Below are 26493 nucleotides of genomic sequence, written 5' to 3' on the forward strand. Positions count from 1 at the left end.
AGCCGATCTTCCGCTGAAGCATCTTTGTGTGCTTCGGTCGGCTTGCGGCGATCCAAGCCGGTAACACGGAAGGGGGGAGTCAAGCTCGAAGACCTGCTCAGTCCCGTTGCCGCAACTGAGCACCGAGTGACTGATCGTTCTGTATGATGTTTACCATGCTGGCCGTGGAGGAAGGCCCAGAGAGAAGATTTCTCGTGCAAGGTGCAAGCGCAATGTCAGTTGCTCAAGTGACTCCGATTTTTGCCGTAGTGTTTGACGCGTTCGATACCCTGTGCGAGATCGGTGATCCGCACCATCCGTTCGCTGAGCTTGCTCGCGCGAGCAGTAGGCAAGTCGATGCCCGCACTGCGCTAATGACGCGCCCTCTTGGTATCCGCCAGGCCGCGGAGCATTTGGACTCTAGCGGGATTGATATAGCAGAGCTCGAACAGCGGCTGCAGATTGAGCTTGCGAGCATCCGGTTATTTGATGACACGATTCCGACGCTCACGGAGCTGAAGCGGCGTGGTATCAAACTGGCCATCGCTTCGAACCTAGCAGCGCCCTACGCACTCCCGCTCCTTGAGCTACTTCCTTTCCAACTTGACGCGTATGCATGGTCGTTCGAGATTGGGTACCTCAAGCCACAAGCAGAAATCTTTGAGTGGGTGACTTCAAGAATCGGCGTGCCCGCAGCAGCCACGCTGATGGTTGGAGACACCTATAAAGCGGACTACGTCGGCGCGCTCAATGCAGGTCTCCAGGCGAGGCACTTGGTTCGTCCGCCCAATTCGCCGTCCGGCGGGACCATGATTCAGTCGTTGACTGAGATTTTGGATCTTCACTTGGCTGAACAGGCATAGTAGAGCAGCGAGCTCGTGCATTCGCGTTTCGTGTTTGCCTTCATCACCAGTGTGTCAAAACAACGCTGTCTCGCTGACGGGTAAGCTGCGCTGTCGCGCACGATCCGAATGCCACGGGCCTCACCCTGTCGCCGGGTAGAATGCCCGTCGACAGGGGGCCATAATCCGCCTATGGTATGTGCCCGCCCTGCCTGGGAAGTGCGCGTTTTCAAGTTAGACGTGGTAACTACCTGCTTCCAGGCCAGGCGATCGTGCTATCCGTGTGTCGTGGCCCCTTGAAACTCAGGCGTCTGCGTATTTCACAACTACTTTGGCCGACAGTCGAGATGGACATCGAAGTGCACGGCCATGCCGAGGAACGGAGGGTGCATGAAGATCAGTAGGATTCAGAAGGCCAACAACTACCGAATCTTTCGAAATTTCAGTTGGCCCACCGACCTTCCTGACTTTGCTCGATTTAACGTCGTTTACGGGTGGAACGGCTCAGGGAAAACTTCGCTATCGAACCTCTTTCGACATATTCAGCGACGGCAAGCGTTGACAGATGGACAGATTGAGATCCTTGTAGACCAGACACGAGTAGCGGGAACGGATTTCGGCACGGCAGCCTTGCCGACACTGCGTGTATTCAACCGTGATGCGATTGATCGCAACATCTTTGAACTGGCAAACCAGCAGTTCCCCCCAGTGTTCTTCCTGGGGGAAGACAGCGTTCAGAAGCAGCAAAAGATTGAAGACAAAAAAAAGCAGCTCGAAATCAAAGTCCAAAGCGAGTCTCGCTGGGATCGCAAGAAATCTGATGCAACCAGCGCGTTTGACAACTTCTGTGCCGAAGAGGCTAAAGGGGTCAAGAACTTACTGACCGTAGCGGGCGGCGGCCCATACAACAACTACAACGCCGCCAATTTCAAAGCCGATGTGCAGCGGTTGGCAGCCATCACGCCGGCGCCTGCTCTGTTGTCGGATGAGTTGCGCCAGCAACACCTAGCGACGAAGGATGGGAAGGCATTGTCTAAGGCCTCAGAGCCTTCCGTTAGCTTTCCGGACTTCGCTGGCTTGACGGCTCGTACCCAGGCCTTGTTAGGTCACTCCGTCGTTTCTTCAGTTATCGCCGAATTGGCCGAGAATCCTGCTGTCGCCGGGTGGGTTCACGCCGGTCTCTCATTGCACGCTGGCGCTGGTGAAGTTGCGTCTAGTAACTGCAAGTTCTGTGATCAACCATTGCCAGAGCGGCGGATCCGACAACTTGAAGCGCACTTCAACGACGAATTCAACAAGTTTCAGTCGAACATCGACGCACTTGTTGCCGACATTCGCTCAGCACGGGGGTTCGAGCAGGCGCTCCGCGTTCCGCCCAAAGAAGCTCTGTATAGCGATCTGCGCACAGAGTATGAAAAGACTCTGAAGGCTTTAAGACAGCAGGCGACCACCGTTCAGATGTCCTTGGAGGTCTTACTGCGTGCGCTTGAGGCAAAGAGGAGCGAACCATTCAAGGACTTCGAGTTGCGCGCGTTCATCACAGGCCATAGTGCCTCGGATGAGCCGGCCAGTCGAATCGAGGCCTTCTTTCAAGTCGCGATGACCGGATTAGTTGCACTGAGTGCGGCTATGGGTCAAACGGCGTTCGACAAACTAAGATCAATCATCGATCAACACAACGACCGCACCGACACTTTTGATGCATCCGTTAAGGATGCACGCGCAGGGCTGGCCAAAAACGAAATACTCAAGGCACTGCCTGAATGGACCAAAAGGTCACAAGCAGTGACAGATGCAAAAGATAAAGCGGCTACTGCGCGGGATGAAGCCACAAAGCTCCGGAAGGAGATTGAGGAACTTGAAGTTCAAGTTCGGCAACACCGTCGCCCTGCGGAGGAACTCAATCAGGAGGTGGCGTCTTATCTGGGACGCGATGAACTTCGGTTCGAGGTCGAGCAGAATGGCTATCGAATCATGCGTGGCGGGCAACCTGCCATGCATTTAAGCGATGGCGAACGTACGGCGATTGCGTTTTTGTACTTCTTGAAATCCCTTCAGGGAACAGACTTTGACCTGAAGACTGGCATCGTTGTCATTGATGACCCCGTATCAAGTTTGGATGCCAACTCGCTATTCAGCGCCTTTGGCTTCATGAAGCAACGGACAGCAGACGCAGGGCAGCTATTTGTACTGACACACAACTTTGCGTTCTTCCGACAGGTGAGGAATTGGTACTACAACCTGCCAGGCCAAAGAAAAAAGGACGCGAACTTACAACCAGCCCGCTTTTACATGCTGATGACAGAATTCACGAATGGACAACGCGGGGCTTCGTTACGAGCTCTCGACCCCTTTCTGCATCAGTACGAATCGGAGTATCACTACCTATTCAAAAGGCTCCACGAAGAGGCGCACAAGCCCGTCGCTCAAGGCATTGAGACCTACTACGCCATTCCAAATATTGCCCGGCGACTATTGGAATCGTTTCTGGCGTTTCGCGTGCCAGATAAGCCGGGTGAGCTATTCCAGAAGCTGGAAGCTGTTCAGTACGATACGGCCAAGAAAACACGCATTCTTCGGTTCCTTCACACCTATTCCCACTTCGATCAAGTGGCGGAGCCAGATCACGACCTGTCCTTATTGTCGGAAACACCGGCAATCCTTCAGGAAGTCCTCGCCCTGATTCGCAAATGCGACCCGGAGCATTTCAGGTCCATGACCGATTTGATAACGCCGTCCGCGGCTCGAACTGCTGCCGCAGACATTCCATAAATACGGCACCGCGTGAGCTCTTTTTAACCTGCCTTGCTCTTGCTGCTGACAACAATTGGCATGTGGTGCTAGAGCCCCGCTTCTACCGCAAACGAGAAGCGACCGGCCGCCTGGCCGCTCGTGCCTTGCTCCCCTGCGCCCCGTGCAGTGGCAATGTCGCAGTGCGGCCAGTAACCGTCATTGCCCATCGCTGAACGAATGGCTGCTTTGGCACAGGCAGCAGTCGAGACTTGATTCCTTGCTGGCTTGATTTCCATTAGCGCGACTCTGCAGCTTCCAAACCACTTACTTGCACCAGATTCCCGCTCAATTAGCCCGATTTTTCTCCGAAGATCTGGCTCTATTCGGAGGATCGGCTGATACCGGAAACGGAAAATGGCTGAATGCCCTTCGAGCACCCCTCGGTCGATAAAGGAGTGTTGAAGGATCAGTGTTCAACTGTGTGGGCTACCCGACTGAATGCATGAGGGCGGTCTGCGTTCCCGCATTACGCCGCTGCCGCAACTGGAAGCCGAAACGGGGCGCCGAGACGATTGAATGCGTTCATGGCGGCAATCGTAATAGTGAGATCAACGAGGTCCTTGGGCGAAAATGCTGCCGATGCGGCCGCATAGGCTTCGTCTGAGGCATGCGTCTCACTGACGCGCGTCACTTCCTCCGCCCAGGCCAACGCGGCCCGCTCTTGCTCGGCGAATAGGTGCGGTACTTCATCCCACACCGGAACCAGCGTGATCTTGTCGACCGACATGGTCTTTCTGAGATCGCGGCTATGCATGTCAATGCAATGCGCGCATCCGTTGATCTGGGAGACGCGGAGGAACACGAGGTGGACAAGCTCCTCGGGGAGATCCGTCTTCTTCGTGACATAGTGGTGGATACCAAAAAGCGCCTTCGCGCCGTCAGGCGCTATCTCTTGCCAATTCAAGCGGGTCATCTCGGTCCTTTTCTGTTGGTGATGGGGTCTAGCGTCGCGGTCCGCGCGCCCGAGCCGCCTATCGACTTGGGCCGCGATTCATGTCATAACGCAAAGTTACTCCGCCAGGCATTGAAGATACAGGCCCAAAAAGTGGAGAAACGACTGGCCCAAAATGAATCACCCGAATTCGCCCGCCGTGCTGTCCGTTCTGGTGGACCGCGCCACCGCCGTGCCGATCGGCGACCAGATCCATGCGAGCCTGCGACAGGCGATCGTCGAGGGTCGGCTCCTACCTGGACAGCGTCTTCCTTCCGGCCGGGACCTCGCTGCGCAGCTTGGCGTCGCCCGCGGCACCATCCGTGTCGCCTACGACCGTCTGATCGCCGAGAATCTGGTGTTCGGCGCGGGCTCCGCGGGCACACACGTATGCGCGCGGCTACCTGTCGGGCGAGCCGGCGGCGAAGCCGCACTCGATGGGCCTCTGGCGGATTTCACCCGCCCGTTCTCGAGCGTCCCGCTTCCGTTCCAAATGGGCGTACCTGCCCACGACGCGTTTCCCGCCAAGCTCTGGGCCCGCATGCGGACGCGTGCCGTACGCGCCGATGCCTTCGCTTACACGGCCTATGCTGATCCGCGCGGCGAGCCTGCCCTGCGAGCCCAGATCGCGAGCCACCTGGCCGTAAGCAGGCAGATGCAATGTCATCCGGATCAAATCATCGTTACCAGTGGATACCGGCAGGGTCTGATGCTGGCACTGACCGCCCTGCGCGCGCACGGCCGCAAGGCGTGGCTCGAGGAGCCAGGGTATCCGCTCGGAAGGCGAGCACTGGAAGTGACCGGAGCCGAGGTCGTACCCGTACCCATTGATGCCGAGGGGCTGCGCGTCGAAGCCGGCGTCGCCAGCGCGCCAGACGCTTTGCTGGCGCTGGTCACGCCCGGCCAGCATGCACCGCTGGGCGTCACGATGTCGCCGGCACGCAGGCGCGCGCTGCTCGAATGGGCGGCGACAAGGGGGGGCTGGATCATCGAAGACGACTATCTCGGAGAACTACAGCTCGACGGCCGGGCCGCACCGGCGCTTGCCGCCGGCGAGGGCGCCGAGCGTGTCGTTCATATCGGCGCGTTCAGCAAAACGATCAGCCCGGCGCTGGGCCTCGGTTTCGTCGTTGCCCCGCGCGCAGTGGCGGAGCGTCTGGTGGAGGTCTGCGCCGTGTTGGCCCCGGCGCCGAACCGGACCACCCAATTGGCGGTGACGGAGTTTCTGCGGGATGGGCACTACCTGCGGCATTTACGCCAGATGAAGGCACTCTATGGCGAACGGCGCCGCCTGACGCTGGCGCATGTCAGCGAGTTTCTGCCGGGCACGCTGATGGCGGGTCTGGGTGTGATCGCACCGCTGCCACAAACCGCCGACGACCGCGTGGTTGTCGGCATTGCCCGCGCACGCGGCCTCGCACCTTCGGCACTCTCCGCATGGTACCTTCGCCGCAATCACGCGCAAGGCGGCTTACTACTCAGTGCGACAAACCTGCGCCCTGACAACATCGAGGCCGTGTGCGCGACGCTTGCGGGTATCGTTGCTTCATCGAGTCGTAGCCCACATGAGTCCAATGGTCGCGAAGGCGACGTCGGAGCGTCCACTTTCTAGAGATATCGACGACGGCTAAGGGTCGGAACCGAGGATCCGTAGCTGCGGCGGGCCTGGCGACCGCGGAACTTCCGCGTTCGGCCATCAAGAGACGCTCGTCCATCCCATCGCGCGTGCATTTGATCGTCGGCGACACCACTGATAGCGACCCTTCGTTGGAGGATGACACCTTACAGGTCATCTGGCTAAGGGTATGCACGACCCGCGAATCTTGCGTCGTTCTCCAAGCAACCGCCCCCACCGAACCGGGCCGTCATAAAGCAGATGCGACGTGATCGCCGAGCCACGCGGTATGATTTGCGTCGTGATTACGACCATAGCTGCCCGGAGACTGGAATTGCTCAAAAACTACCTGAACAAGGACGGTGAGGACCTCTTCGCCTCATTCAAGTCTGATGCGGATCGTGAATGGACCTGGCAGGTGATTGAGTGCTTACGCGAACGTTATCCCGATGCCGACCAGTGGACGACAGGTGGGCCAAACTACAAGTACACCGACTTGCGATTCGGGCGACGCAAGCTCGGCCACTCAGCATGGCGCGTCAGTTTTCGAATTCGGCTGAGGGCGGGGCGACCTGCTTGTGAGCTTGCCAAATGGCTCTGCAAGGGTTCGGCAGACCGCCCGGCGATGTCGCCCGTGACGCATCCTGACTCGACCGCCATGAATGGCTGGCTCGACGAGTGGGCGCCGCGCGTCGCTCCCTATGCGAGCGACTTGATAGGGCAAGGCTACCGGCCGTCGGACTACGGCGCTTCAGCGTCTCCTGACGTCGACCCAGACGAGTCCGATCCAATCGAGCGGACACCGCGCGGCATACCTCCAGATGCCCGCCTAATGAACACCATTCTGTACGGCCCCCCGGGAACCGGCAAGACGTATGCCACCATTGACGAGACATTGCGCGTCCTGGATCCCGAGTTGCTGGCGCAGTATCCGGAGCCTGTCGGCAACGCTGCGGCCGACAGGCTGAATCGGCGTTCTGCATTGAAGACAAGATTCGACGAGCTGGCTCAGGCCGGGCGCGTGCGCTTCGTCACCTTCCACCAAAGCTTCAGCTACGAGGACTTCGTGGAGGGAATACGTGCGGTCAGCCACAGCAATGGACAAATCAGCTATCAAGTCGTTGACGGGGTGTTCAAGGCGCTGTGCGATCGTGCACGGGGGTCCGCCGCAACCAACACATCCGTCGAGACCGAGCCGCCCATTAAACTCTCCGGACGCCGCATCTGGAAGATGTCTTTAGGTGCAGCTGAAGGCGACGACGCATACGTCTACGATGACTGCATCAGGCAAGGGATGGCGCTGCTGGGCTACGGTTACGCGCTCGACTACACTGGCTGCGCTTCACGAGCGGACGTCTCTGCACGGATGCGCGAACACGGGCATCAACCCGATGTCAACGACTACGCCGCAACGGCGGTCAACACCTTCATAAACGTAATGAAGACCGGCGACCTGATAGTCGTGACGGACGGGAATCTGAAGTTCCGGGCACTTGGCGAGATCACAGGACCCTACCGACATATCGAACGCGAGGAAGGCGACGATTACAGGCAGAGCCGTGCTGTACGTTGGCTACGGTCCTATGAGCCGTCCCTGGCCTTCGGCGAATTGATGAACAATCGCTTCAGCCAGATGACGCTTTATGAACTGCGCGACGGCTCAATCGACATGACGAAACTTGACGCCTTGCTGGCACCGGCGCCTCCACCGACGGGAGCCGACGCGACGCCTTATGTGTTGATCATTGACGAGATCAATCGGGGAAATGTTTCGCGCATCTTTGGTGAACTGATTACGCTCATCGAGCCCAGCAAGCGAGCCGGCAATCCAGAAGCGTTGACGGTTACGTTGCCGTACTCGCAGACGCCATTCACTGTGCCGGACAATGTCCATCTGCTCGGTACGATGAACACGGCTGACCGTTCCCTAACGGGCCTGGATATCGCTTTGCGCCGACGTTTCACCTTCAGGGAAATGGCGCCTCGGCCAGATTTTCTCGATAGCGTACACGTTGCTGGCATCAACATCGGCCGAATGCTTGCGGTGATGAATGAGCGCATTGAGCTATTACTTGATCGCGACCACATGCTGGGCCACGCGTACTTCATGCCGCTGACAGCCGAAGGGGGCAACACACTGGAGACGCTGGCTCGAATCTTCAGGCATCAGGTATTCCCGCTGCTCCAGGAATATTTCTTCGAGGACTGGGAGCGAATCATCTGGGTGTTGAACGATCATCGCAAGGCAGATGAATTGCGCTTCATACGACAGCGTGGCGCGCCACTGGCACAACTTTTTGGTGCGGAGCAGGTCGGCATGCTGCGCGAAAAACGTTGGGAAGTGAACACAAAAGCCTTCGACATCGTTGAAAGCTATGCGGGCATCCTGTCGACCGAAGCATGAGCGCGCGCACGCTTACTGTCCGCGAATTCGCTCGTTTAACGACGGGCGAAGTGCCCACGTCGCTAGATCAGGCCCAAGTTACGAGCGCCGACTTCGAATGGCTATGCGAGATTTCGGCGCGTATGCGCGGGCAAACTGGCGCACAAGTCCTGCATGTCGAAAGCCGGCGGTGGTTACGTCTGGACAATTATGTCGGAGTGCTTGAATCGCCTGGCGGCCTGCGTCTCGAGGTCCTGCCCAAGCATGTAAGCCGCGCCGACGCCCAGACTGTCGAGCCAGCCCGAGCGTTACTGCGCCGCATGCTTGAAGTGGCAATGGAAATTACGCCGCGCGAAGGCGATGAGGCTGCCCTTCAATGCTTTGATCACCCCATCACCGAGTGGGTGATGCGACGGTTTCTACAGGCGCTCGAGCATGTGATCAAGCGAGGCGTGAGACACGACTATCTTCGTATCGAAGAAGAACAGCGCTATTTGCGCGGCCAACTGAATGTCGCAAAACAAATGCGCGCGTCGCCTGCTCGCGCCGATCTGCTGAACATCCGGCATGACGTGTTTTCGCCAGACCGTGCCGAAAACCGGCTACTCAAGTCCGGGTTGCTACGTGTGAGCAAAAGCACCCGGGATGCCGACAACTGGCGCCTTGCCAATGAACTGCTGCACCTCCTTCACGAGGTCCCCGCCAGTCGAAACGCGTCTGCGGATTTCCGGGCGTGGCGCACGGACCGCCTGATGGCGCATTATGTCCAGGCCAGGCCCTGGTGTCAGATCGTGTTGGGCGACCAGGTACCGCTGGCGCTAGCCGGTGAGACGCAAGGGATCAGTCTGCTGTTCCCCATGGAGAAGCTTTTCGAACGTTACGTAGGCCACGCGTTGCGTATGCGTTTGCCTGTGCGCTACCGACTGACGGAGCAAGGATCGCGGCACTGGCTTTGCAACCATGACAGCACTGGCATCTTCAAGCTCGAACCGGATTTTTTGATCGAGGGCCCAGACGCTGCCAGGATCCTCGACGCCAAGTGGAAACTGATTGATGGTGCGGACCGTACCAACAACTATGGGCTCAAACAGGCCGATTTCTATCAACTCTATGCCTACGGCCAAAAGTATCTCGGTGGCGCTGGCGAATTGACTTTGATCTATCCACGCACGCGGCAGTTCGAGGCGGCGCTCAAGCCGTTCTATTTCACTCCCGAGTTGCGCTTGCGAGTATTGCCGTTTGACCTAGACACTACAACATTACATGGCCTGAATTGGCTTGCGTCGGACTCTGAATTTTCCCCAGATCTTTAGATCTTGCGAGCCTCACCGCCTGTGGGGTCTGCTTACTGGCGATTCGATACACGCGAAGTCAGACCGTCATCTTCTGGCGTTCCGTTGCCGTCGCGTTCTCCGCCACATGAAAAACGTCACTTCAAGGCAGAGCACGCTAGTAGCAGTAGCGAAGTAGGCTTGGGGGCCGTTATGCGCTAGGGAACAGCCGTTCCTAGTGTACTAACGTGAAGGACGGCAACGTGTCGGCTACGGAAGTCCGGCCCTGCAGTGACGCCTGGTGGCCGGCGGACTTCCGGATTCGGCCAGTCTCGGCCATTGCCTATGGATTCGCGAGCATCTGTTGTGCAATCTCGAAGCGACGTTGACGAAGGCTACACTCGCCGATTTAAGCGTCTCGGCCTGAGCACGATCTGCGCATTCCGATGAATTGGCTGAGTAATCGAAAAATCTCCTTTAGGCAGGCAACTAATCCCACAAACCGCCTAGCCCAGCGTCCGCAGCATGCCATTCAGCGCTGTCGGGGGTACTGCTTTCCTTTATCAATTCAAGGAATGAAACAACCGCCTCGGCCTGTTCTGCGGAAAAGTTCATTCGGCACTCCTTCCAGTCAGAACGAGGCTCGTACTTGGGATTATCAGGAAGTAGAGCTTCCAGTGCCAAGTATGAATAGTCCCTGTACTGTATAACCCCGACTAGGAGCGAAGGTAAATAGTATTTGAAGAAATCACTATTCGTAGCGCGACGGATGGCAGATGGACTTATGCTGCGAATCCAGTGGTCAAGTGAGATCTCCGTCCACATGCGCCCATGGAATTTCAGTACATCATCGTCCACCTCGTAGTTTGCAATACCATCATTCCTCCTATGATCCGCAGGAATTGGAAAGACCGCAAATGCAGCGCGAATAACTGCCTTTAACTTCTCAGGTGCAATCGGAGATTGACCGCTTGATCTGGACACCATAAATCTCGTATCACGTTTCTTTGACGTCACGACCTTTGATCCATGCCGTGACCAGGTCCATAACGTGCTCCAACGCTTCTGCCCTTGTCACGCCACCGGCAATCAGAGGCCGGATGTCCATGGCTTCCTGTTGCTCCGGCTCGGGGGCAGGCGGAACTACACGCGTGATTGCCCGTAGTTCCGACTGATGAAGCGTGACAACGATGCGATGCCCTTTGATTTTCCTCTCAAGGCTTATTTTCCCCATCTTGGCCTCTTGCGATAGCAATCTGACATTTCGAATGCATCCCCGCCAGCGATGACCGGGAGCCGAGACCGGCTTGGACATCCCCTACAAACTCGCGGAATACTGTGAATGCTCTGGTATGGCGGCACGCATCGCGCTGGCTATGCGTGATCTGTGGGGCTACTGAGTTGGTTGATTCTATCCCAGACATTGGCTGCGATAGCGTTCTGCCAGACCCCTCGGAGTAAGATTTTGAACCGCGGTTTCGTAAGGCACATTTGCTCAATCCATGGCAGGATAATTTCGCCATGAGACGCCAGCAAATCCTCTAGCGGTCCAGCAGCCAAGCTTGCCAGCCTCGCCATGTCATTCTCGTCGGTACGGGCCCAGATAAACGAGATTGCGTCCCAACATGCCTGAGGCTCATGCCTCGCAACGTCCCCCAGGTATTCGATTACCCAAAAGAACTCCTCGCCAGCGTTGGTTCGGTGTGCATAGTCCCCACTCTCATCATGAGCGCGGTGAAAGGCAAACCACGCGTCGGAAATGTCACTGAGGCTCGGCGTCATCATTGTGCGCATTCGTTGGCGGAGCAAACAGGCGAAGGCAAATTATGTCAGATAGTATGATCTGAGCGGCTGAGATGTTCAGTAGCGGCCATGCCAATATGCTCTCGGTACACCGAGCAACTATTTGCCATTCGCACCCTTGTCGCTGGAGACAAGGTATTGCCGCGAAAGCTGCTGTTGTCCGCCTGGCAGCTAGCAGGAATCGTGTGCCGCATCCCAACGTTCGCCAGGCTTAAGCGACATCGAACCCGGATTCTCCGCTCGATCGACGGATCGCTGCAAGAGAGAAGTCGTTGAAGCGACACACGCACTTGCCGGTGGCCAACGCAGGCAGATCGTCTCGAGAGATCGCGGCGAATGGCTATCTTAAGACTGATATCGGCTCGCAAGCTCCTCAATCAGATCGTCAATTTGGATCGTAATGATGTCGCGTCGCGTCCGAGCGTCCACCGCAATACGCGCTGCCAACGAGGCCTCCGGCTCATCGCGCAATCTTTGGGCAGAGAGTTCAACGCTCGTCAAGACTCGCTCTGGCGTGAGATAGCGACGTAAGACCTCCAGATTCTCTGGCAGCCAGCCTTCAAGAACCATCTCGGACAAATAGGGGCCACCGCCACCACGTTCAGGCGTCCACTTTCCGAATATTGGATTCTCGCCCTTCGCGTAGATCAAGCCTGACAAGTACATTAGGCTTGAGACTGCCTTTCCCGGGCTATCAACAGACCACCAGCGACTCCATAGTTGCTCCATCAGCCGAACGCTTCCGCCAAGTTCGTTAAGCGCTCTCATCCAGACATAAGCAGGCGCTCTCGATACTCCATATTCAAAGCCACGTTCCTGATTGAGCTTCTCGAGCATGCCTTCCACCAGAAACGCCCTTACACCATTTCCCTGGTCTGGTGTCATCATGGTTTCAAAAAGGCAAGGCCTCCGTAACGCCCGGTACCAGTTGTCGGAATTGACGAACTCGTTATTGCTCATCAATAATCTATGCCACTCCGCCAGACACATCGGAAATAGGTAGCGAAACAACTCTGGCTGCAACGGCTCAACATATTCAAGGTTGAGAATGTAATAGCTGTCGAGGCTGCCGGCCTCGATGTACCGCCAGTCCCTCCTGCCAAGCTCCTGCAGAGCGGCATCGTTGTGGTCAAACTCCCCCTCCCATACACGATCAGGTGGGGCAGGATTTCCAAAGATGCCGCGACAACGTTCCCGAACCGTTTTGTTTGTGTTATGACTCATAGCAGTGCACCCCTGACACCGGGGAAGAGCGCGAAAACTGCCGCACAGTTCGGTAAAGCCAGCACAGCTCCACAATCGCTCGCGAATTCGGGGAGGCGGTGCCATTCGCGCCTCGCTATCACAAGCGGCCCGACGTAGGGTGTCATGATGACCTCGACTCGACGGTATGCGTTTTCAACGTACGGGATGAAAGATATGCCAAGCAAGTTTGAACTTTGGGAGACCTTTGGTGAAGATGGTAGCTCAGAATCGATTGAATTGTGTGAGGAGGGGAAATTTGTCAACCTGAACCCGCAATTTAAGGCACCCGTACTCCTCAAGGTCTTTGAGACAGAAGACGTGGATGAAGCCTCTCAAATGCGGAACGACTATATGGGTTGGGGGAAATATTATCCCATGACGGATGATCTTACCGAGAGAGACACGATGGAAGTCTTTCAAACTCCACCAACGTATGAAGGTTGGATCGGCCAGGTTGCAGCGGACGATATGGATTTCAGTGAAATTCGCTCATTTCTGAGGGATCAAAATCTCATTTCAGAAAATCAGATCGTTGTTGGCATCCAAATCGGTGTAGATTCAGTTAGCCCTACAGAACCGTTAATCTTCGCGCTGGTTGTAGAGGCTAATAACGAAGACGAAGTGAGAGCGCTTATCGAGGACTCCAGTCAACCAATCCCCGTTCGAAAAATTTGGGTCAACGTTTCCACTGTAGAGTTCATATCCTTTTTCTTGCGCCTTAGAATCAACATGTCCCCGCGCAACTTGAATATCCTGGGACGAACTGTTGATATTCTTTGGAACTGACTAGCCGCAAGGGCCGGAGCTTTCACCAAAGCAGACGCCGAACTCCGGTCTGCAATTGTCCGCTTGGGGTCGGAAGTCGCCGCTGGCGCCGGCGAGCCCCGTCCCAGCTAGCCCGGCGGCCGAGTCCGGCCAGTAACGGCCCGACACCAATTGCGTTCGACCGGCCGAAGTGCATTGAACTTCAGACCTTGTGCTCGGGAAATGCGATCAGCGGGCGGCAAAAAGGGCGCCGTGCTCTACCCTCGACGGTTGCGCCATTCGTCGTCGTTACATGCTGTGCGCAGGCAGGTATTGTTCAGGCATTCGTGCATTAGTTGCTAACATTAGATGGATGCGGGTCGGATTGGTCGAACAATGACTATGCATGCAGGAGACCTGAAGACCACGGATACGCATGAGGAAGCACTTGGGCAGTCCGTGGCTCTCCTTGATGACGATCAGACCCGCCACTATCTTGGAACTAAGCACCGCCATCCAGCCAAGGCCGCTTATATTTTGCAACGGCATATGTCATGCCAAGACACGGACAAGAGGAAAGCATGATGGATAGCACTAGCCAATTTAGGCCGTTGGACCCAGGCCGCATCAACCTTACGGATCCTCTTGAAGTTCAGTACTGGTGTCGCGAGTTTGGCTGCACCGAGCGCGATCTGGAGAACGCCGTAAACGCGGCCGGTTATCACATTGCGGCCGTGCGAAACCATTTGGAAGCGAGCCAGCCACGCAATCAACATAGCGATGCTGAAAAAGGCGGTGAGACCATTTAACCCATACGTCTAGCACTAGCACCAATATCGAAATTGATAACTGCGGAGCCGGTGGGCCGTTTCCTCTAAGGGTCGGCAACTGCCTCTCACTCTTGCTAGGTTTGTGCAGCGAGATGAGCTCGCCGAAGATCTTGGCCACGCGCGCGTTTGATCTCGTCAATGAAGAGCATGTGGGGCACCACGACTGTAGGAAAACCGTGCGCCCAAGAGTTTGAGAATCCGGCTCACGTGCGCTGCGCCGGATCATCGGCGGCCGTCCTGCCTCGAAGCCGTCACGGGTACGCAGCGCGGCAGTGTCCGAGGCTACCGGGAAGTCCGGCGCAAGGTCCGGTCGTCAGTCCTGGCGAGCGTGGCTAGCACCCCGGAGATCCACGTCATGCCGGCCGCAGACGGGCGCTGGCATGTGGTGCGCGAAGGTCACCACCCCGTCGTCTGGCCGTCTCGCCGGGCGGCCATCGCGGCCGCCGTGCATCAGGCGATGCACTAAAACGTGGCGTTGCAGATCCACGGCGCACCGGTGCCGGAGCGCCCGACGTCCGGTGCGGTCGCCGGGATGGAATGCCGGAACCCTTCACGACTGGGGGACCATTCAACGCCACTTGCAACGCCCGTTAGGGGGTTGATCGCGCGCCTGCGTTGTCCCATTTTTTTTGAGCAGGAGCGCCAGCGACGGAAGGGCCGGCTGTAGGGAGCGGCGGGCTGCGTCGCCTTCCGCTGCGGGCATCCTGCTGCCTGCTCGCTGTTGCCAGCTCTCTGTGGTCTAGACGCCGCCAGATCCGACTCCGGCATGCACATCATCCTGTTCCGCAACGGCAGCCGCGCCCTGTTTATGCCTGCCGGCAAAAATCTCCTCGATGGCCTTTGCTCGTCCGCATTGGCTGGGCACCCCGTCTCCGAAATGGTGGCCGAGATGCGCCTGAGCACGCCGATGCCCGGCATTCATCCGGCCACGGTGCTGCCCGAACTCCTGCGACAGGGCTTCTGTGCCATGGACGTCTATGGGGTGGTGCACTTCCAGGGGCCCGCCATCGGGGGCATCGCCCGCCAAGCCGCATGGTTAAGCCAAAGTGAGGCTTACTTCTCACCGTCCATCATTGGCCGGATTTGTAGCTAACGCCGCATACCAAACGGCGCCGCATGCTCTATGGTCTGATGTGCGTGTTTGTCGGGAATCGAGCGAACAACGGTCATCCGTTTCAACGTAACTGACAAGCGGAAATGGGTTGTGGATTCATCGATGAAACAAAAGACTGCACTCCGAAAAGAGGAGGGCAGCCTTGATGGAATCTGCTACTTGGTAAGGTTATCGGTACACAAGCACGGGGATCTTGCTGTGTGTGAGAACTTTCTGCGTCTCGCTTCCGATCAGAACACCCTGCAAGCCGCGGCGGCCATGAGATGCCATGACGATCAGGTCACACTGCTTGTCTTCAGCAGCCTTGATTATCGCTTCGTAGGGGTGGTCGCTCACCGTGTAGAGCGGTTGACAGCTAACACCGAGGCTGGCCGCCTTGCCGGTTAGCTCGGTCAAATACCTTGTGGCATCCTGCTGAGCCGCTTCCTTGTACTGCTCTCGGGTATCGGTCAGCATTTCCGTATGGTAGGCAAGCACGTGGTAGTCCGGGCAGACGCGAACTGCAGTCACCCGAGCATCCATCTCGCTGGCAAGTCCAATCGCCTTGTCGAATGCAGACTCCGCGAGGGCCGAGCCGTCAACCGCCAGAAGAAGATGCTTGAACATGATGTCCTCCTCGTCAGAAAGTTGCTGGCGCGAAGGATCGATCACCACTGCTGTCAATAGAGGTTGGCCGATACTGCGCCAGAACACGATAGAAGCGTGGTTTTCGGAGTTCTCCTAACACGTCAACGCTCCACCTCAACTATAGAACGATCGGCACACAATAGAGTCAACTGTGCGCCTGGGTGATTACCTTAATGTATGCACTTCTCTCTCGGTGATCCACGCCCGGCGAACCGTGGAGGCTGGCAACTGCACGTTGGCGCGCAAAAACTACGCCTCTCCCGGCACACTTCGTCTGATTAAGTAGGGGCTGCCGGCGTCACACATTTTCCGCCTCCACAAATTCCATGCTCGGAATTTAGTCAAAACATGGAAACCGATCACGCCCTTCACGCGCTTGCCGCGCTCGCCCAGGGGCGTTGCGTGCCAGTTTTGATTGACCGGTATGACTGCAACGAGGCGGGCTTGCTTGGGTTGACTCATCGTGGGGACTGGTGCGTGACACATACTGGCACAGCTGTGCCATCCAGCTATGTCGGCATTGCAGCCCCAACACTTGACCTTGAATGAGACGAAGGGAGGGCTAAAGGCAGAGTTCGGCCAGAAGCGGACCTTCCCCAACCCATGGCGGAACGTTTGTGTAGCCCTTGAGAACAGCGCTGCCGGTTAATGGAGTATCTTGCCTGCTCCACGGTTTAATACCATCCACTACCGCTTGAGTGCCCAATGCTCATTTCCGTCATCTCCAACGGCCAATCACCAACTTCGCTTGAGCAATCGGAACCCGCCGTGCCATGGTGGAGTTTTACTAAAACAGTATTGGCCGCGACAGCTCTGACACTGGTGCGTGACAGGTTGCTCGACCTAGATGCCGCACTTCCTGAAAACGCATTCACCTTGCGCCAACTCCTGCGGCACGAGGCTGGACTCGCAGACTATGGCGAGCTTCCCGAGTACCACGCCGCCGTTGCGAACCATGAAGCGGCATGGTCGCCGGACGAGATGATGCGCCGTCTCGATGGTCACCAGCTTCGATACAGCCCCGGAGCCGGTTGGCGCTACTCGAATGTTGGCTACATGCTCGTAGCGAAGCTTATCGAACGTGCGGCAGACCTGCCGCTTCAAGAAGCCGTCAGGCGGCAGGTATTGGATCCCCTCGATATCTCGACGGCTCGTTTCGCAACGGAGCGCGCAGATCTACACCGAGATTGCCTCCCCAGTTCGTTGAACTACGACCCCGCCTGGGTCTACCACGGATTGCTGATCGGCCCCATTTCGCAAGCCGCTCTTCTTCTGGATCGTCTGCTCGCCGGAGAGCTTCTTCCTGGCAAATTGCGCCAGGATATGCAGGCGACACGGGTACTAGGTGGCCCGATTGCCGGGCGTCCCTGGATTTCGCCAGGATATGCTCTTGGTCTTATGCGAGGCTCTATCGAAGGCGGCTTGACCCTGGCTGGACATACTGGACGTGGGCCCGGAAGTGTTGTGGCGGTTTATCGTGGCTCCGTTGGTGAAGCAACGGCGTGCTGCGCCGTTTTCTCGCCGGGTTCAAATGAGGGGGAGATCGAAGCACACGTTGTCCAGCAAATACATGAGGCGCTGAAGGCAAGGCGCTGAGGGCATTCTCCGGTCATGCCTGGCGTCTAGTGGATATCGGTCGCTGGCCCACCCTGATGTCCGCTTTGGGTCGAGAACTGCCCGTCCACGCCGTTCGCCGCGCCACTCTTTGGCAGGAGCCATCAACGTCACATTGATGAATTTGCTGATGCCGCCAATTGGAACCCCCCCACCACACGAACCCGGATGTCTCTGTCTAACAATTTCGCTGAACAACACGGAATTGTGACGTGGTGTGCTCGGACACGAGGGAAGTTACGCCGTTCCATGTAAGTACCTGATCCTAAAGAGTTCAGGCTCTGAAGTTCATGGCAAAGCTCTGGAGGTAACTGGCAAACGACAATGGGATAGGCGGATCACCCATCACGTGGCCCCGTCCATACGCCATTAAATTGACCGACCGGTCGGTTTATATATATAGTGAGCAGACCCGCCGCCGCCGTCCAGCCCTCGACAAGAACACCCCCCGCGCGGCCACCCACCAGAAGGAGACGTTATGTACACGCAGAGTCTCGACCTGCCCGGCCAGCCCAGCGCAGCCGCGTCGCATGGCGGGCCGCAGGACGCCGGCCTCGCCACGCGCCAGGCCGCGTTCGACGCGCGCATGGCGGAAGACGGCAAGATCGAGCCGATGGACTGGATGCCCGACGCCTACCGCAAGACGCTGGTGCGCCAGATCTCGCAGCACGCGCACTCGGAGATCGTCGGCATGCTGCCGGAAGGCAACTGGATCAGCCGCGCGCCGTCGCTCAAGCGCAAGGCCATCCTGCTGGCCAAGGTGCAGGACGAAGGCGGCCACGGCCTCTATCTATATAGCGCAGCCGAAACACTCAATGCCTCGCGCGACGATCTGGTCGATGCCCTGCACACCGGCCGCGCCAAGTATTCGTCGATCTTCAACTACCCGACGCTGACCTGGGCGGACGTCGGCGTGATCGGCTGGCTGGTGGATGGCGCGGCGATCATGAACCAGATTCCGTTGTGCCGCTGCTCGTACGGCCCGTACGCGCGCGCGATGATCCGCATCTGCAAGGAGGAGTCGTTCCACCAGCGCCAGGGCTTCGACGCCCTGCTGGCCATGATGCGCGGCACCGACGCCCAGCGCGAGATGGTCCAGGACGCAGTGAACCGCTGGTGGTTCCCGGTGCTGATGATGTTCGGCCCGCCGGACGCCGCCTCCACCAACAGCAGCCAGACCATGGCCTGGGGCATCAAGCGCATCTCGAATGACGACCTGCGCCAGAAGTTTGTCGATGCGACCGTCGAGCAGGCCAAGGTGCTGGGCGTGACGCTGCCCGACCCCGGCCTGAAGTGGAATGCCGAGCGCGGCCACCACGACTACAGCCCGCTCGACTGGGACGAATTCTGGCGTGTGATCAACGGCGACGGCCCCTGCAACAAGGAGCGCCTGGCCACGCGCGTGAAGGCGCACGAAGACGGGGCCTGGGTGCGCGAGGCCGCGCTGGCCCACGCCCGCCGCCGCGCGGAACGACCCCAGCGCGAAGCCGCCTGAACGCGGCCCAAGGAGACAGAAATGGCGCAATCGACACCCGAGATGCACCCGAACAAGAAGGAATGGCCGCTGTGGGAGGTGTTTGTCCGCAGCAAGCAAGGGCTGGAGCACAAGCATTGCGGCAGCCTGCACGCCGCGGACGCCGAGCAGGCGCTGCACATGGCCCGCGATGTCTACACGCGCCGGCAGGAAGGCGTGTCGATCTGGGTGGTGCCCTCGTCCGCCATCACGGCCAGCGCGCCGGCGGAGAAGGCCGAGTTGTTCGACCCGGCCGCCGACAAGATCTACCGGCACCCGACGTTCTACCAGCTCCCCGACGAAGTCAACCATATGTAAGGCCGGCCCCATGATGCAGACCCCCATCGCCGACGACCGCTCCCTCGACCGCACCGCAGACCTCGCCCGCACCGCGCCGTTGCAGTACGTGCTGCGGCTGGCCGACAACGCGCTGATCCTGGGCCAGCGCAACGCCGAATGGTGCGGCCATGGCCCGGCGCTGGAAGAAGACATCGCGCTGGCCAATATCAGCCTGGACCTGATCGGCCAGGCGCGGCTGCTGTACACCCATGCCGGCGAACTCGAGGGCCGGCTGACCGGCCGCGCGCGCCAGGAGGACGAGTACGCGTACTGGCGGGAGGAACGCGAATTCCGCAACTGGACCCTGCTGGAACTGCCGCACACCGGCCCGCTGGCCGGCACCGCCCGGACCGAGCGCGACTACGCGGTCACCATCATGCGAAATTTCCTATACGGGGCGCTGATGGCCGCACTCTGGCCCGCGCTGGAGACCAGCCAGGACGCGGGGCTGGCCGCCATCGCCGCCAAATCGGCCAAGGAGGCGCGCTACCACCTGCAGCATGCGGCGGGATGGGTGGTGCGGCTGGGCGATGGCACCGATGCGTCCCACGTCCGCATGCAGCGCGCGCTGGACCACCTGCTGCCCTATATGAACGAATGCTTCGCGCCCGATCCGGTCGAGCAGGCCGCCGCTGACCAGGGCGTGGCCGTGCCGACGGCGAGCCTGCGCGACGACTGGGAGGCCATCGTCCACGCCACCCTGGAGGACGCCACGCTGCGCCTGCCGGCGCCCTCGGCGTTTGTCTCCACGGGCAAGCTCGGCGTCCATTCGGAACACATGAGCTACCTGCTGGCCGAAATGCAGGGGCTGGCGCGCGCCCACCCCGGCGCGCAGTGGTAGGCGGGGGTCCGGTCATGCGGATTGCGTCGACGATCCCCTCCCCCTTCGCGCCGGCCTTCCCTGCCGCCGCCCCGGCTGGCCCGCGCTCGGCCGACGACCGGCTCGCCGCCGCCTGGGCCGCGCTGGAGGCCGTGCCAGACCCCGAAATCCCGGTCGTGTCGATCCGCGATCTCGGCATTTTGCGAGACATACGGCTGTCCGACGACGGCGCGACGGTCGAGGCGATCATCACGCCGACCTACTCCGGCTGCCCGGCCATGTCACAGATCGAGGAAGACGTAGGCCGCGCGCTCGAAGCCGCCGGACTGGCGCCGTGGCGCGTGCGCACGGTGCTGGCACCGGCCTGGACCACCGACTGGATCACCGAGGCCGGCCGCGCCAGCCTGCGCGCGTACGGCATCGCCCCGCCGGGGCGTTGCGGATCGCAAGACAGCGAGATGGGCGCGGGCGCCGCGGTCCGGCCGCTGCGCTTTGTACCGCGCGCAACCCAGGTCATCGCCTGCCCCCATTGCGGCAGCACGCATACCGAGGAGCTGTCGCGCTTCGCCTCCACGGCGTGCAAGGCGCTCCACCGTTGCCTGGACTGCCGCGAGCCGTTCGACTACTTCAAGCCCTACTAAGCCCAGAAAGCCAGAGGCAGACACGCGATGACCCCACAGTTCCACCCGCTGCGCGTGGCGCAGGTACGCCCGGAAACGTCCGACACGGTGTCGATCGCCTTCGAGGTGCCCGAGCCGCTGCGCGACGCCTACCGCTTCACGCAGGGCCAGTTCCTCACGCTGAGGGCTGCCGTCGATGGCAAGGACGTGCGTCGCTCCTATTCGATCTGTTGCGGGGTGCAGGACTACGACGAGCGCGGCGAGCTGCGCGTGGCCGTGAAGCTGGTGGACGACGGCCTGTTCTCCACCTGGCTGCACGACACCGTGGCGCCCGGGCAGGTTTTCGAGGTAATGACCCCCGATGGCCGCTTCCACGTGCCGCTGGACGCCGCCGCGGCGCGCCACTACGTGGCCTTTGCCGCCGGCAGCGGCATCACGCCGGTGCTGTCGCTGATCCGCACCACGCTGGCGCGCGAGCCGCGCAGCCGCTTCACGCTGGTCTACGGCAACCGCAGCGTGGACAGCATCATCTTCTCCGAGGCGCTGGAGGATCTGAAAAACCAGTATCTGTCCCGTTTCACGCTCTATCACGTGCTGTCCCGCCAGCCACAGGAGGTGGACCTGCTGCACGGCCGGCTCGACCGCGCCCGCGTGGCCGCCTTCCTGGAAACGCTGATTCCCGTCGACGATATCGACGCCGCCTTTGTCTGCGGCCCGGCCTCCATGATCGACGAAGTGGAGGCAGCACTGAAGGCGGCGGGGCTGGACCCCCACCAGATCCACGCTGAACGCTTTGGGGTGCCGCTGGCGTCCGCGCCGCGCAAAACGTCGACGGAACACCACGCCAGCCACGCCGGCACGGCCGAACTCGTGGTCGTGCTGGACGGCAAGCAGCACAAGATGCGCCTGCCGCTGGAAGACGCCAATGTGCTGGACACCGCGCTGGCGGCCGGGCTGGACCTGCCCTACGCCTGCAAGGGCGGGGTCTGCTGCACCTGCCGCGCCAAGGTGCTCGAGGGCCAGGTCGAAATGGAGAAGAACTACACGCTGGAGCCGTGGGAGATGGAAAAGGGGTTCGTGCTCACCTGCCAGGCGCGCGCGCTCACGCCCCGGGTGGTGGTCAGCTACGACGAACGCTAGTTGTTGCTGGTGGCACGACTGTTGCCGTGATTACAATGGCGGGACACGCTCCATGCGTCGCATCGTCCGCCACAGGGCCGTCCGCCGACGGCGGGGCCGATGGCGGCCGGGATTCCTCCGGGACACGTCGCACCCTATACAATCACGGTCATGCAATATATCCATGTCGTCAACGGCGATGTTGCGGGCAACACGCTGCGCCAGGCCCTGGCCCAGGCGGCCCGTCCCGACCCGGTGGTCGTCCTGCGCGACGACCTGGCCGTCGGCCCCATCGCGGACGTGGACAGCACCGGCCTGATCCGCTCCGGCTTCTGGCAGCGGGTGGCGCCCCATACCGATATCGACTTCGCGGCCGAGATGCGCCAGGCGCTGGACCAGCTCCAGTCGCTGCGCCGCGCCGACATGGAGGTCGCCATCTGGCACGGCCAGAGCGCCTCCGACCAGCTGATGCTGCGCCGGGTGGTCTTCCACCTGTACCAGGCGCCCCAGCGGATCAATGAAGTGTCGATGGACCTGCGCGAACTGGAGGTGCCCGCCCAGGGCAACCTCGCCGCCATCGGCATGTACCCGGCCGCACGGCTGGCGCGGCGGTTCTCGACCATCGCCCCGGTCTCGGTGCTGCGGCTGGGCCGGCTGGGCTACGAATGGCAGCAGAACGTGAAGGAGAACGCCGACGTGCGGCTCTGGAAGGGCAACACGCTCGTGCCGGCCGCCTACCATAACGTCGACGACGTGATCCTGGAGCGCGCCCCCGAGGACTGGAAGCCGGCCGCCGAGGTGGTGGCCAGCGTCATGGGCGCCATCGAGGGCCTGCTGGCCAGCGACTGGTTCGTGTTCTGGCGCTGCCGGGAGCTGATCGGCACGGGCCAGCTCGTACTGCGCGGCAACGCCGATTCGCTCCAGACCTGCGAACTGCGCCGCAACCAACTCAACGCGAGCGCGGAATAAGCGGCCCATGGCAAGAACCAAGGCGCCCGATTTCGAGGCACAGCGCGAGCAGATCCTGGACCTGGCCGCCGCCGCCTTCGCGGCGAGCAGCTACCCGAGCACCTCGATGGCCGACCTGGCAGCGGCCTGCGGCACGTCCAAGGCGCGGCTCTATCACTACTACGAGAGCAAGGAAGCGATCCTGTTCGACCTGCTGGACCGCTACACGCGCCGGCTGATGCTGATCGTCACCGAGGTGGAGGCCGAAAGCGAGCGCCAGGGCCGTACGGACGCCGAGAGTTTCGGCGATCTGCTGCGCGCCTTCCTCGCCGAGTACGAAACGTCTCAAACCCGACACATCGCGCTGATCAACGACGTCAAGTTCCTGGCCGAAGAGCAGCGCGACCTGATCCTGAAGCGCGAGCGCGACGTGGTGGCCGCCTTCTCCCGCAAGCTGCGGCTGGCCTACCCGGCGCGCGTCACGCGCGACAACCAGACCGCGCTGGCGATGACCGTGTTCGGCATGATCAACTGGACCTTCACCTGGCTCAAGCCGGGCGGCAAGCTGTCTTACGCCCAGTTCGCCGAGATGGTCGTGGACCTGCTCGACAATGGGTTGGCAACTGGGTTGGCAACCGGGCTGGCCAGCGGGCTGGCGCGCAGCGCGCCGGCCCAGCCCTGAATCAGGACCACTCCGCGTCTTCCTGCTTCTGCCGCTGCTCGCGGTCCTGGCGGAACATTTCCTCGAGTTCGTCGCGCGCCTGCCGCGCCAGCGACACCAGCTTGGTCTGGTCGCGGTAGTGCGGATAGAAGCGGTCGATCGCCTGGATATTGTGACGCCGGAAGCGCAATGCCACGCTGCGCGCATCGGCCGGATCGATTCCCAGCCCTTCCAGCACGCGGCGCCCCATCATCAGCGAACCCTCGAACATCTCGCGCTCGAAGATCTCCACGCCACGGTCCTTGAGCTGGTACACGTGCGAGACGTGGCGCGCCCGCGCGTAGATCTTCAGGTGCGGAAAGCGCGCCCGCACGCGGTCGATCAGCGCCAGGCTGTCTTCCATACCCTCGATGGCCACCACGAGGATCTTGGCCGTGCCGGCGCCCGCCGCCTCGAGCAGGTCCACGCGGGTGGCATCGCCATAGAACACCTTGAAGCCGAAGCCTTTGAGGAACTCGATCTGGTCCGGGTCGTGGTCGAGAATCGTCGCCGTAATGCCCTGCGAGTACAGCAGGCGGCCGACGATCTGGCCAAAGCGCCCGAAGCCGGCAATCAGCACCGGGTTGTGCTGCGGCGGGATCGCGTCATCCTTGCGGCGCGACAGCGCATGCAGGCGCGGCGCGATCAGGCGGTCGAAAACCAGCAGCAGCAAGGGCGTCGCCACCATCGACAAGGCCACCACCAACACCAGCAGCGCCTCCATATGCGGCGGCAGCAGGCCCGCATGGGCGGCCACGCCGAATACCACGAAGGCGAACTCGCCGCCTTGCGAGATCAGCAGCCCGAACAGCAGCCACTGGCCACGCGCGATGCCGAAGCGGCGCGCCAGCAGCGCCAGGATCAGCGTCTTGACCACCACGAAGCCCGCCACGAGGCCCAGCACCTGCCCTGGCGCCTGCGCGAGCACGCCGAAGTCGATCGACATGCCCACGGCCATGAAGAACAGGCCGAGCAGCAGGCCCTTGAACGGCTCGATATCGGCCTCGAGCGCATGGCGGTACTCCGAATCCGCCAGCAGCACGCCGGCCACGAAGGTGCCGAGCGCCATGGAAACGCCCACCGCGTCCATCATCAGCGCGATGCCCACCACCAGCAGCAGCGCAAACGCGGTGAACATCTCGCGCATGTCCGTGCGGGCGATAAAGCGCAGCACCGGGCGCACCAGGTAGCGGCCCACCACCACCAGCAGCGCCATCACGGCCACCGCCTTGCCGGCGGTCTGCCACGCGGGGGGGCCGTGCGGCACCGCGCCAACGGCGTCGGCGGCCAGCAGCGGCAGCAAGGCGATCATCGGGATCGCGGCGATATCCTGGAATAGCAGAATGCCGAAGCTGGCCGCGCCGGCCGGGGTGCTCATCAGGTTCCGCTCGGCCAGCGTGGCGAACGCGATGGCGGTGGAAGACAGCGCCAGGCCAAGCCCCGCCACCAGCGCCACCTGCCATGGCGCCCCCAATAGCGCGGCCAGGACGCCCAGCACCAGCGCGCAGGCCGCAAGCTGGGTCGATCCGTAGCCGAAAATTGATTTCTTGAGGTTCTTGAGCTTGCGCGGCTCCAACTCCAGGCCGATGACGAACATCATCATCACGACGCCGAATTCCGAGAAATGCAGGATCGACTCGACATTGGTGACCAGCCGCAGCGCAAACGGGCCGATGGCGGCGCCCGCAATCAGGTAGCCGAGCACCGCGCCCAGGCCCAGCCGCCGCGCCAGCGGCACGGCCACCACGGCCGCCACCAGGAACACCAGCAGCGCGATCAGGAAGTCATGCTGGTTCATGGCGCGTCCTCCGGCTCCTCGGACGGCACTTCATCGGCCGAGGACACCTCGGGCGGTACCGGCAGGGGCGGCGTCAGGTGCCGGGCCACGTGTTCGACATGCTGGGCAATGGCCTCCGGATCGGCATTGCCGGCATCGTGCAGCACCACCGGCGGCAGCCAGGTCATGCCGCACAGCAAGGCGGTCTGCTCCAGCGGCAGCAGGAAATCGGCAATCGGATGGCCGTGGGAGCCGTCCGGCCCGTAAGCGTCGGCGTGGCCGCCGGTGCTGACCACCACCAGCATCGACTTGCCGCGCAGCGCGGTGCCGCCCGGCCCGTAGGCCCAGCCGGATTCGAGGACTTCGTCGATCCAGAGCTTCAGCAGCGCAGGCACGCTGTACCAGCGCACCGGGAATTGCAGGACCACCGTCTCGGTGGTGGAAAGCAGCCGCTGCTCGGCCACGACGTCGATGTCGTAATCCACATAAAGCCGGTAAAGCTCGCGCACGGCCACGTGCGGCAAGGCGGCCAGCGCCTCGGCGAGTGGACGGTTGACGCGGGAACGGCGGGGCGCGGGATGCGCATAGATCACAACGATGGGGGGCTCGTGCATGGAGGGTGGCAAGGCGAAGATTCCGAGTTAGCGTCTGATAGCCACAGACCGCTGGAAGTGTGCGGCGTTGCAGCAAATCCACAGCCGTCACCCATATGACGTTGTAGTCTCTCCGGCAACCGCTTGATTTTACGGGATTTTCTGAGCTGTCACAGTCTGATGCAATTTCCTGCGGCGACTGTTGCGCCCGAAAGCTTACGCGACCCTGACAAATCCACTACAATACTTTTCGCATTGCAGCAACCTAGTGTT

Annotated in this window: 24 protein-coding genes; 16 read left to right on the forward strand and 8 right to left on the reverse strand. The window is 60.5% G+C overall.

What is annotated here, in order from left to right; translation table 11 throughout:
* Nucleotides 1-143: 143 nt before the first annotated feature.
* Entirely contained in the window at nt 144-842 is a 699-nt protein-coding gene (locus tag KHO18_RS19545) for an HAD family hydrolase (RefSeq protein ID WP_211943721.1), read from the forward strand.
* A 369-nt stretch (nt 843-1211) separates the two neighbouring features.
* Nucleotides 1212-3593: an AAA family ATPase gene (locus tag KHO18_RS19550; protein ID WP_211943722.1), complete on the forward strand. Its 2382-nt coding sequence runs from the start codon at nt 1212-1214 to the stop codon at nt 3591-3593.
* A 487-nt stretch (nt 3594-4080) separates the two neighbouring features.
* Here KHO18_RS19550 and KHO18_RS19555 read toward each other — a convergent pair whose 3' ends face one another.
* Nucleotides 4081-4527: a carboxymuconolactone decarboxylase family protein gene (locus KHO18_RS19555; protein ID WP_092295395.1), complete on the reverse strand. Its 447-nt coding sequence runs from the start codon at nt 4525-4527 to the stop codon at nt 4081-4083.
* A 154-nt stretch (nt 4528-4681) separates the two neighbouring features.
* On the opposite strand from KHO18_RS19555, the gene pdxR reads away from it, so the two are divergent.
* The 3 genes from pdxR (at nt 4682) to KHO18_RS19570 (ending at nt 9856) form a co-directional block, all read left to right on the forward strand.
* Nucleotides 4682-6157: a MocR-like pyridoxine biosynthesis transcription factor PdxR gene (gene pdxR, locus KHO18_RS19560; RefSeq protein WP_092295398.1), complete on the forward strand. Its 1476-nt coding sequence runs from the start codon at nt 4682-4684 to the stop codon at nt 6155-6157.
* A 271-nt stretch (nt 6158-6428) separates the two neighbouring features.
* Nucleotides 6429-8564 carry an AAA family ATPase gene (locus tag KHO18_RS19565; protein ID WP_244844916.1) on the forward strand — a complete coding sequence of 712 codons (2136 nt, stop codon included), beginning with the start codon at nt 6429-6431 and terminating at the stop codon, nt 8562-8564.
* Nucleotides 8561-9856 carry an McrC family protein gene (locus KHO18_RS19570; RefSeq protein ID WP_092295401.1) on the forward strand — a complete coding sequence of 432 codons (1296 nt, stop codon included), beginning with the start codon at nt 8561-8563 and terminating at the stop codon, nt 9854-9856. The genes KHO18_RS19565 and KHO18_RS19570 overlap by 4 nt, the downstream gene beginning before the upstream one ends.
* 447 nt (nt 9857-10303) lie before the next feature.
* Here KHO18_RS19570 and KHO18_RS19575 read toward each other — a convergent pair whose 3' ends face one another.
* The 4 genes from KHO18_RS19575 to KHO18_RS19585 all read right to left on the reverse strand — a co-directional run bounded on the left by KHO18_RS19575 (nt 10304) and on the right by KHO18_RS19585 (nt 12841).
* Nucleotides 10304-10831, reverse strand: a complete 528-nt coding sequence (locus KHO18_RS19575) for a hypothetical protein (protein WP_211943723.1) — start codon at nt 10829-10831, stop codon at nt 10304-10306.
* A complete protein-coding gene (locus tag KHO18_RS19580) occupies nt 10812-11129 on the reverse strand; it encodes a hypothetical protein (RefSeq protein WP_211943724.1) in 318 nt (105 codons plus the stop codon). The genes KHO18_RS19575 and KHO18_RS19580 overlap by 20 nt, the downstream gene beginning before the upstream one ends.
* A 59-nt stretch (nt 11130-11188) precedes the next feature.
* Nucleotides 11189-11608, reverse strand: a complete 420-nt coding sequence (locus tag KHO18_RS28760) for a DUF6869 domain-containing protein (protein WP_409365107.1) — start codon at nt 11606-11608, stop codon at nt 11189-11191.
* 354 nt (nt 11609-11962) lie between these two features.
* Entirely contained in the window at nt 11963-12841 is an 879-nt protein-coding gene (locus tag KHO18_RS19585) for a hypothetical protein (RefSeq protein ID WP_211943725.1), read from the reverse strand.
* Between the two features lie 144 nt (nt 12842-12985).
* Between KHO18_RS19585 and KHO18_RS19590 the strand changes: the two genes are divergently transcribed.
* The 3 genes from KHO18_RS19590 to KHO18_RS19600 all read left to right on the forward strand — a co-directional run bounded on the left by KHO18_RS19590 (nt 12986) and on the right by KHO18_RS19600 (nt 15529).
* Nucleotides 12986-13648 carry a hypothetical protein gene (locus KHO18_RS19590; RefSeq protein WP_211943726.1) on the forward strand — a complete coding sequence of 221 codons (663 nt, stop codon included), beginning with the start codon at nt 12986-12988 and terminating at the stop codon, nt 13646-13648.
* Between the two features lie 539 nt (nt 13649-14187).
* Nucleotides 14188-14415, forward strand: a complete 228-nt coding sequence (locus tag KHO18_RS19595; protein ID WP_211943727.1) for a DUF3606 domain-containing protein — start codon at nt 14188-14190, stop codon at nt 14413-14415.
* Between the two features lie 787 nt (nt 14416-15202).
* The gene (locus tag KHO18_RS19600; protein ID WP_211943728.1) at nt 15203-15529 is read left to right on the forward strand and encodes a hypothetical protein; all 327 of its coding nucleotides are present in this window, start codon (nt 15203-15205) and stop codon (nt 15527-15529) included.
* A 189-nt stretch (nt 15530-15718) separates the two neighbouring features.
* On the opposite strand, the gene KHO18_RS19605 is transcribed toward KHO18_RS19600, so the two are convergent.
* Nucleotides 15719-16156 (reverse strand): universal stress protein, encoded by a 438-nt coding sequence (locus KHO18_RS19605; RefSeq protein WP_211943736.1) that lies wholly within the window; start codon nt 16154-16156, stop codon nt 15719-15721.
* Nucleotides 16157-16882: 726 nt separating this feature from the next.
* Here KHO18_RS19605 and KHO18_RS19610 point away from each other — a divergent pair.
* From KHO18_RS19610 to KHO18_RS19645, 8 genes are all read left to right on the forward strand, one after another.
* Nucleotides 16883-17773, forward strand: coding sequence for a serine hydrolase domain-containing protein (locus tag KHO18_RS19610; protein WP_211943729.1), 891 nt, complete (start codon nt 16883-16885; stop codon nt 17771-17773).
* Between the two features lie 496 nt (nt 17774-18269).
* The gene (gene paaA / locus KHO18_RS19615; protein ID WP_144201948.1) at nt 18270-19286 is read left to right on the forward strand and encodes a 1,2-phenylacetyl-CoA epoxidase subunit PaaA; all 1017 of its coding nucleotides are present in this window, start codon (nt 18270-18272) and stop codon (nt 19284-19286) included.
* A gap of 42 nt (nt 19287-19328) precedes the next feature.
* Entirely contained in the window at nt 19329-19622 is a 294-nt protein-coding gene (paaB, locus tag KHO18_RS19620) for a 1,2-phenylacetyl-CoA epoxidase subunit PaaB (protein WP_144202142.1), read from the forward strand.
* Between the two features lie 13 nt (nt 19623-19635).
* Nucleotides 19636-20484, forward strand: a complete 849-nt coding sequence (paaC, locus tag KHO18_RS19625; RefSeq protein WP_377732355.1) for a 1,2-phenylacetyl-CoA epoxidase subunit PaaC — start codon at nt 19636-19638, stop codon at nt 20482-20484.
* Nucleotides 20485-20498: 14 nt separating this feature from the next.
* Nucleotides 20499-21104, forward strand: coding sequence for a 1,2-phenylacetyl-CoA epoxidase subunit PaaD (gene paaD, locus KHO18_RS19630; protein WP_144201953.1), 606 nt, complete (start codon nt 20499-20501; stop codon nt 21102-21104).
* A gap of 27 nt (nt 21105-21131) precedes the next feature.
* Nucleotides 21132-22223 (forward strand): 1,2-phenylacetyl-CoA epoxidase subunit PaaE, encoded by a 1092-nt coding sequence (gene paaE, locus KHO18_RS19635; protein ID WP_144201955.1) that lies wholly within the window; start codon nt 21132-21134, stop codon nt 22221-22223.
* A gap of 150 nt (nt 22224-22373) precedes the next feature.
* The gene (locus KHO18_RS19640) at nt 22374-23171 is read left to right on the forward strand and encodes a DUF1835 domain-containing protein (RefSeq protein WP_144201957.1); all 798 of its coding nucleotides are present in this window, start codon (nt 22374-22376) and stop codon (nt 23169-23171) included.
* 7 nt (nt 23172-23178) lie between these two features.
* Nucleotides 23179-23832: a TetR/AcrR family transcriptional regulator gene (locus tag KHO18_RS19645; protein WP_244844918.1), complete on the forward strand. Its 654-nt coding sequence runs from the start codon at nt 23179-23181 to the stop codon at nt 23830-23832.
* 1 nt (nt 23833) lies between these two features.
* Here KHO18_RS19645 and kefC read toward each other — a convergent pair whose 3' ends face one another.
* Both kefC and kefF read right to left on the reverse strand, forming a co-directional pair.
* On the reverse strand, nt 23834-25648 hold the full coding sequence (gene kefC, locus KHO18_RS19650) for a glutathione-regulated potassium-efflux system protein KefC (RefSeq protein ID WP_144201959.1): 1815 nt from the start codon (nt 25646-25648) through the stop codon (nt 23834-23836).
* Nucleotides 25645-26241 (reverse strand): glutathione-regulated potassium-efflux system oxidoreductase KefF, encoded by a 597-nt coding sequence (gene kefF / locus KHO18_RS19655; RefSeq protein WP_211943731.1) that lies wholly within the window; start codon nt 26239-26241, stop codon nt 25645-25647. Before kefF ends, kefC begins: the two co-directional genes overlap by 4 nt.
* Between the last annotated feature and the right edge of the window lie 252 nt (nt 26242-26493).

The sequence above is a fragment of the Cupriavidus campinensis genome, from assembly GCF_905397395.1.
GTDB classification, from domain to species: domain Bacteria; phylum Pseudomonadota; class Gammaproteobacteria; order Burkholderiales; family Burkholderiaceae; genus Cupriavidus; species Cupriavidus campinensis.

What these genes read in the sequence shown, in the direction of transcription:
- KHO18_RS19545 (WP_211943721.1), top strand. Translation starts at nt 144, where the DNA reads ATGATGTTTACCATGCTGGCCGTGGAGGAAGGCCCAGAGAGAAGATTT.
- KHO18_RS19550 (WP_211943722.1), top strand. Translation starts at nt 1,212, where the DNA reads ATGAAGATCAGTAGGATTCAGAAGGCCAACAACTACCGAATCTTTCGA.
- KHO18_RS19555 (WP_092295395.1), bottom strand. Translation starts at nt 4,527, where the DNA reads ATGACCCGCTTGAATTGGCAAGAGATAGCGCCTGACGGCGCGAAGGCG.
- pdxR (WP_092295398.1), top strand. Translation starts at nt 4,682, where the DNA reads ATGAATCACCCGAATTCGCCCGCCGTGCTGTCCGTTCTGGTGGACCGC.
- KHO18_RS19570 (WP_092295401.1), top strand. Translation starts at nt 8,561, where the DNA reads ATGAGCGCGCGCACGCTTACTGTCCGCGAATTCGCTCGTTTAACGACG.
- KHO18_RS19580 (WP_211943724.1), bottom strand. Translation starts at nt 11,129, where the DNA reads ATGTCCAAGCCGGTCTCGGCTCCCGGTCATCGCTGGCGGGGATGCATT.
- KHO18_RS28760 (WP_409365107.1), bottom strand. Translation starts at nt 11,608, where the DNA reads ATGCGCACAATGATGACGCCGAGCCTCAGTGACATTTCCGACGCGTGG.
- KHO18_RS19585 (WP_211943725.1), bottom strand. Translation starts at nt 12,841, where the DNA reads ATGAGTCATAACACAAACAAAACGGTTCGGGAACGTTGTCGCGGCATC.
- KHO18_RS19590 (WP_211943726.1), top strand. Translation starts at nt 12,986, where the DNA reads ATGATGACCTCGACTCGACGGTATGCGTTTTCAACGTACGGGATGAAA.
- KHO18_RS19595 (WP_211943727.1), top strand. Translation starts at nt 14,188, where the DNA reads ATGATGGATAGCACTAGCCAATTTAGGCCGTTGGACCCAGGCCGCATC.
- KHO18_RS19600 (WP_211943728.1), top strand. Translation starts at nt 15,203, where the DNA reads ATGCACATCATCCTGTTCCGCAACGGCAGCCGCGCCCTGTTTATGCCT.
- KHO18_RS19605 (WP_211943736.1), bottom strand. Translation starts at nt 16,156, where the DNA reads ATGTTCAAGCATCTTCTTCTGGCGGTTGACGGCTCGGCCCTCGCGGAG.
- KHO18_RS19610 (WP_211943729.1), top strand. Translation starts at nt 16,883, where the DNA reads ATGCTCATTTCCGTCATCTCCAACGGCCAATCACCAACTTCGCTTGAG.
- paaA (WP_144201948.1), top strand. Translation starts at nt 18,270, where the DNA reads ATGTACACGCAGAGTCTCGACCTGCCCGGCCAGCCCAGCGCAGCCGCG.
- paaB (WP_144202142.1), top strand. Translation starts at nt 19,329, where the DNA reads ATGCACCCGAACAAGAAGGAATGGCCGCTGTGGGAGGTGTTTGTCCGC.
- paaC (WP_377732355.1), top strand. Translation starts at nt 19,636, where the DNA reads ATGCAGACCCCCATCGCCGACGACCGCTCCCTCGACCGCACCGCAGAC.
- paaD (WP_144201953.1), top strand. Translation starts at nt 20,499, where the DNA reads ATGCGGATTGCGTCGACGATCCCCTCCCCCTTCGCGCCGGCCTTCCCT.
- paaE (WP_144201955.1), top strand. Translation starts at nt 21,132, where the DNA reads ATGACCCCACAGTTCCACCCGCTGCGCGTGGCGCAGGTACGCCCGGAA.
- KHO18_RS19640 (WP_144201957.1), top strand. Translation starts at nt 22,374, where the DNA reads ATGCAATATATCCATGTCGTCAACGGCGATGTTGCGGGCAACACGCTG.
- KHO18_RS19645 (WP_244844918.1), top strand. Translation starts at nt 23,179, where the DNA reads ATGGCAAGAACCAAGGCGCCCGATTTCGAGGCACAGCGCGAGCAGATC.
- kefC (WP_144201959.1), bottom strand. Translation starts at nt 25,648, where the DNA reads ATGAACCAGCATGACTTCCTGATCGCGCTGCTGGTGTTCCTGGTGGCG.
- kefF (WP_211943731.1), bottom strand. Translation starts at nt 26,241, where the DNA reads ATGCACGAGCCCCCCATCGTTGTGATCTATGCGCATCCCGCGCCCCGC.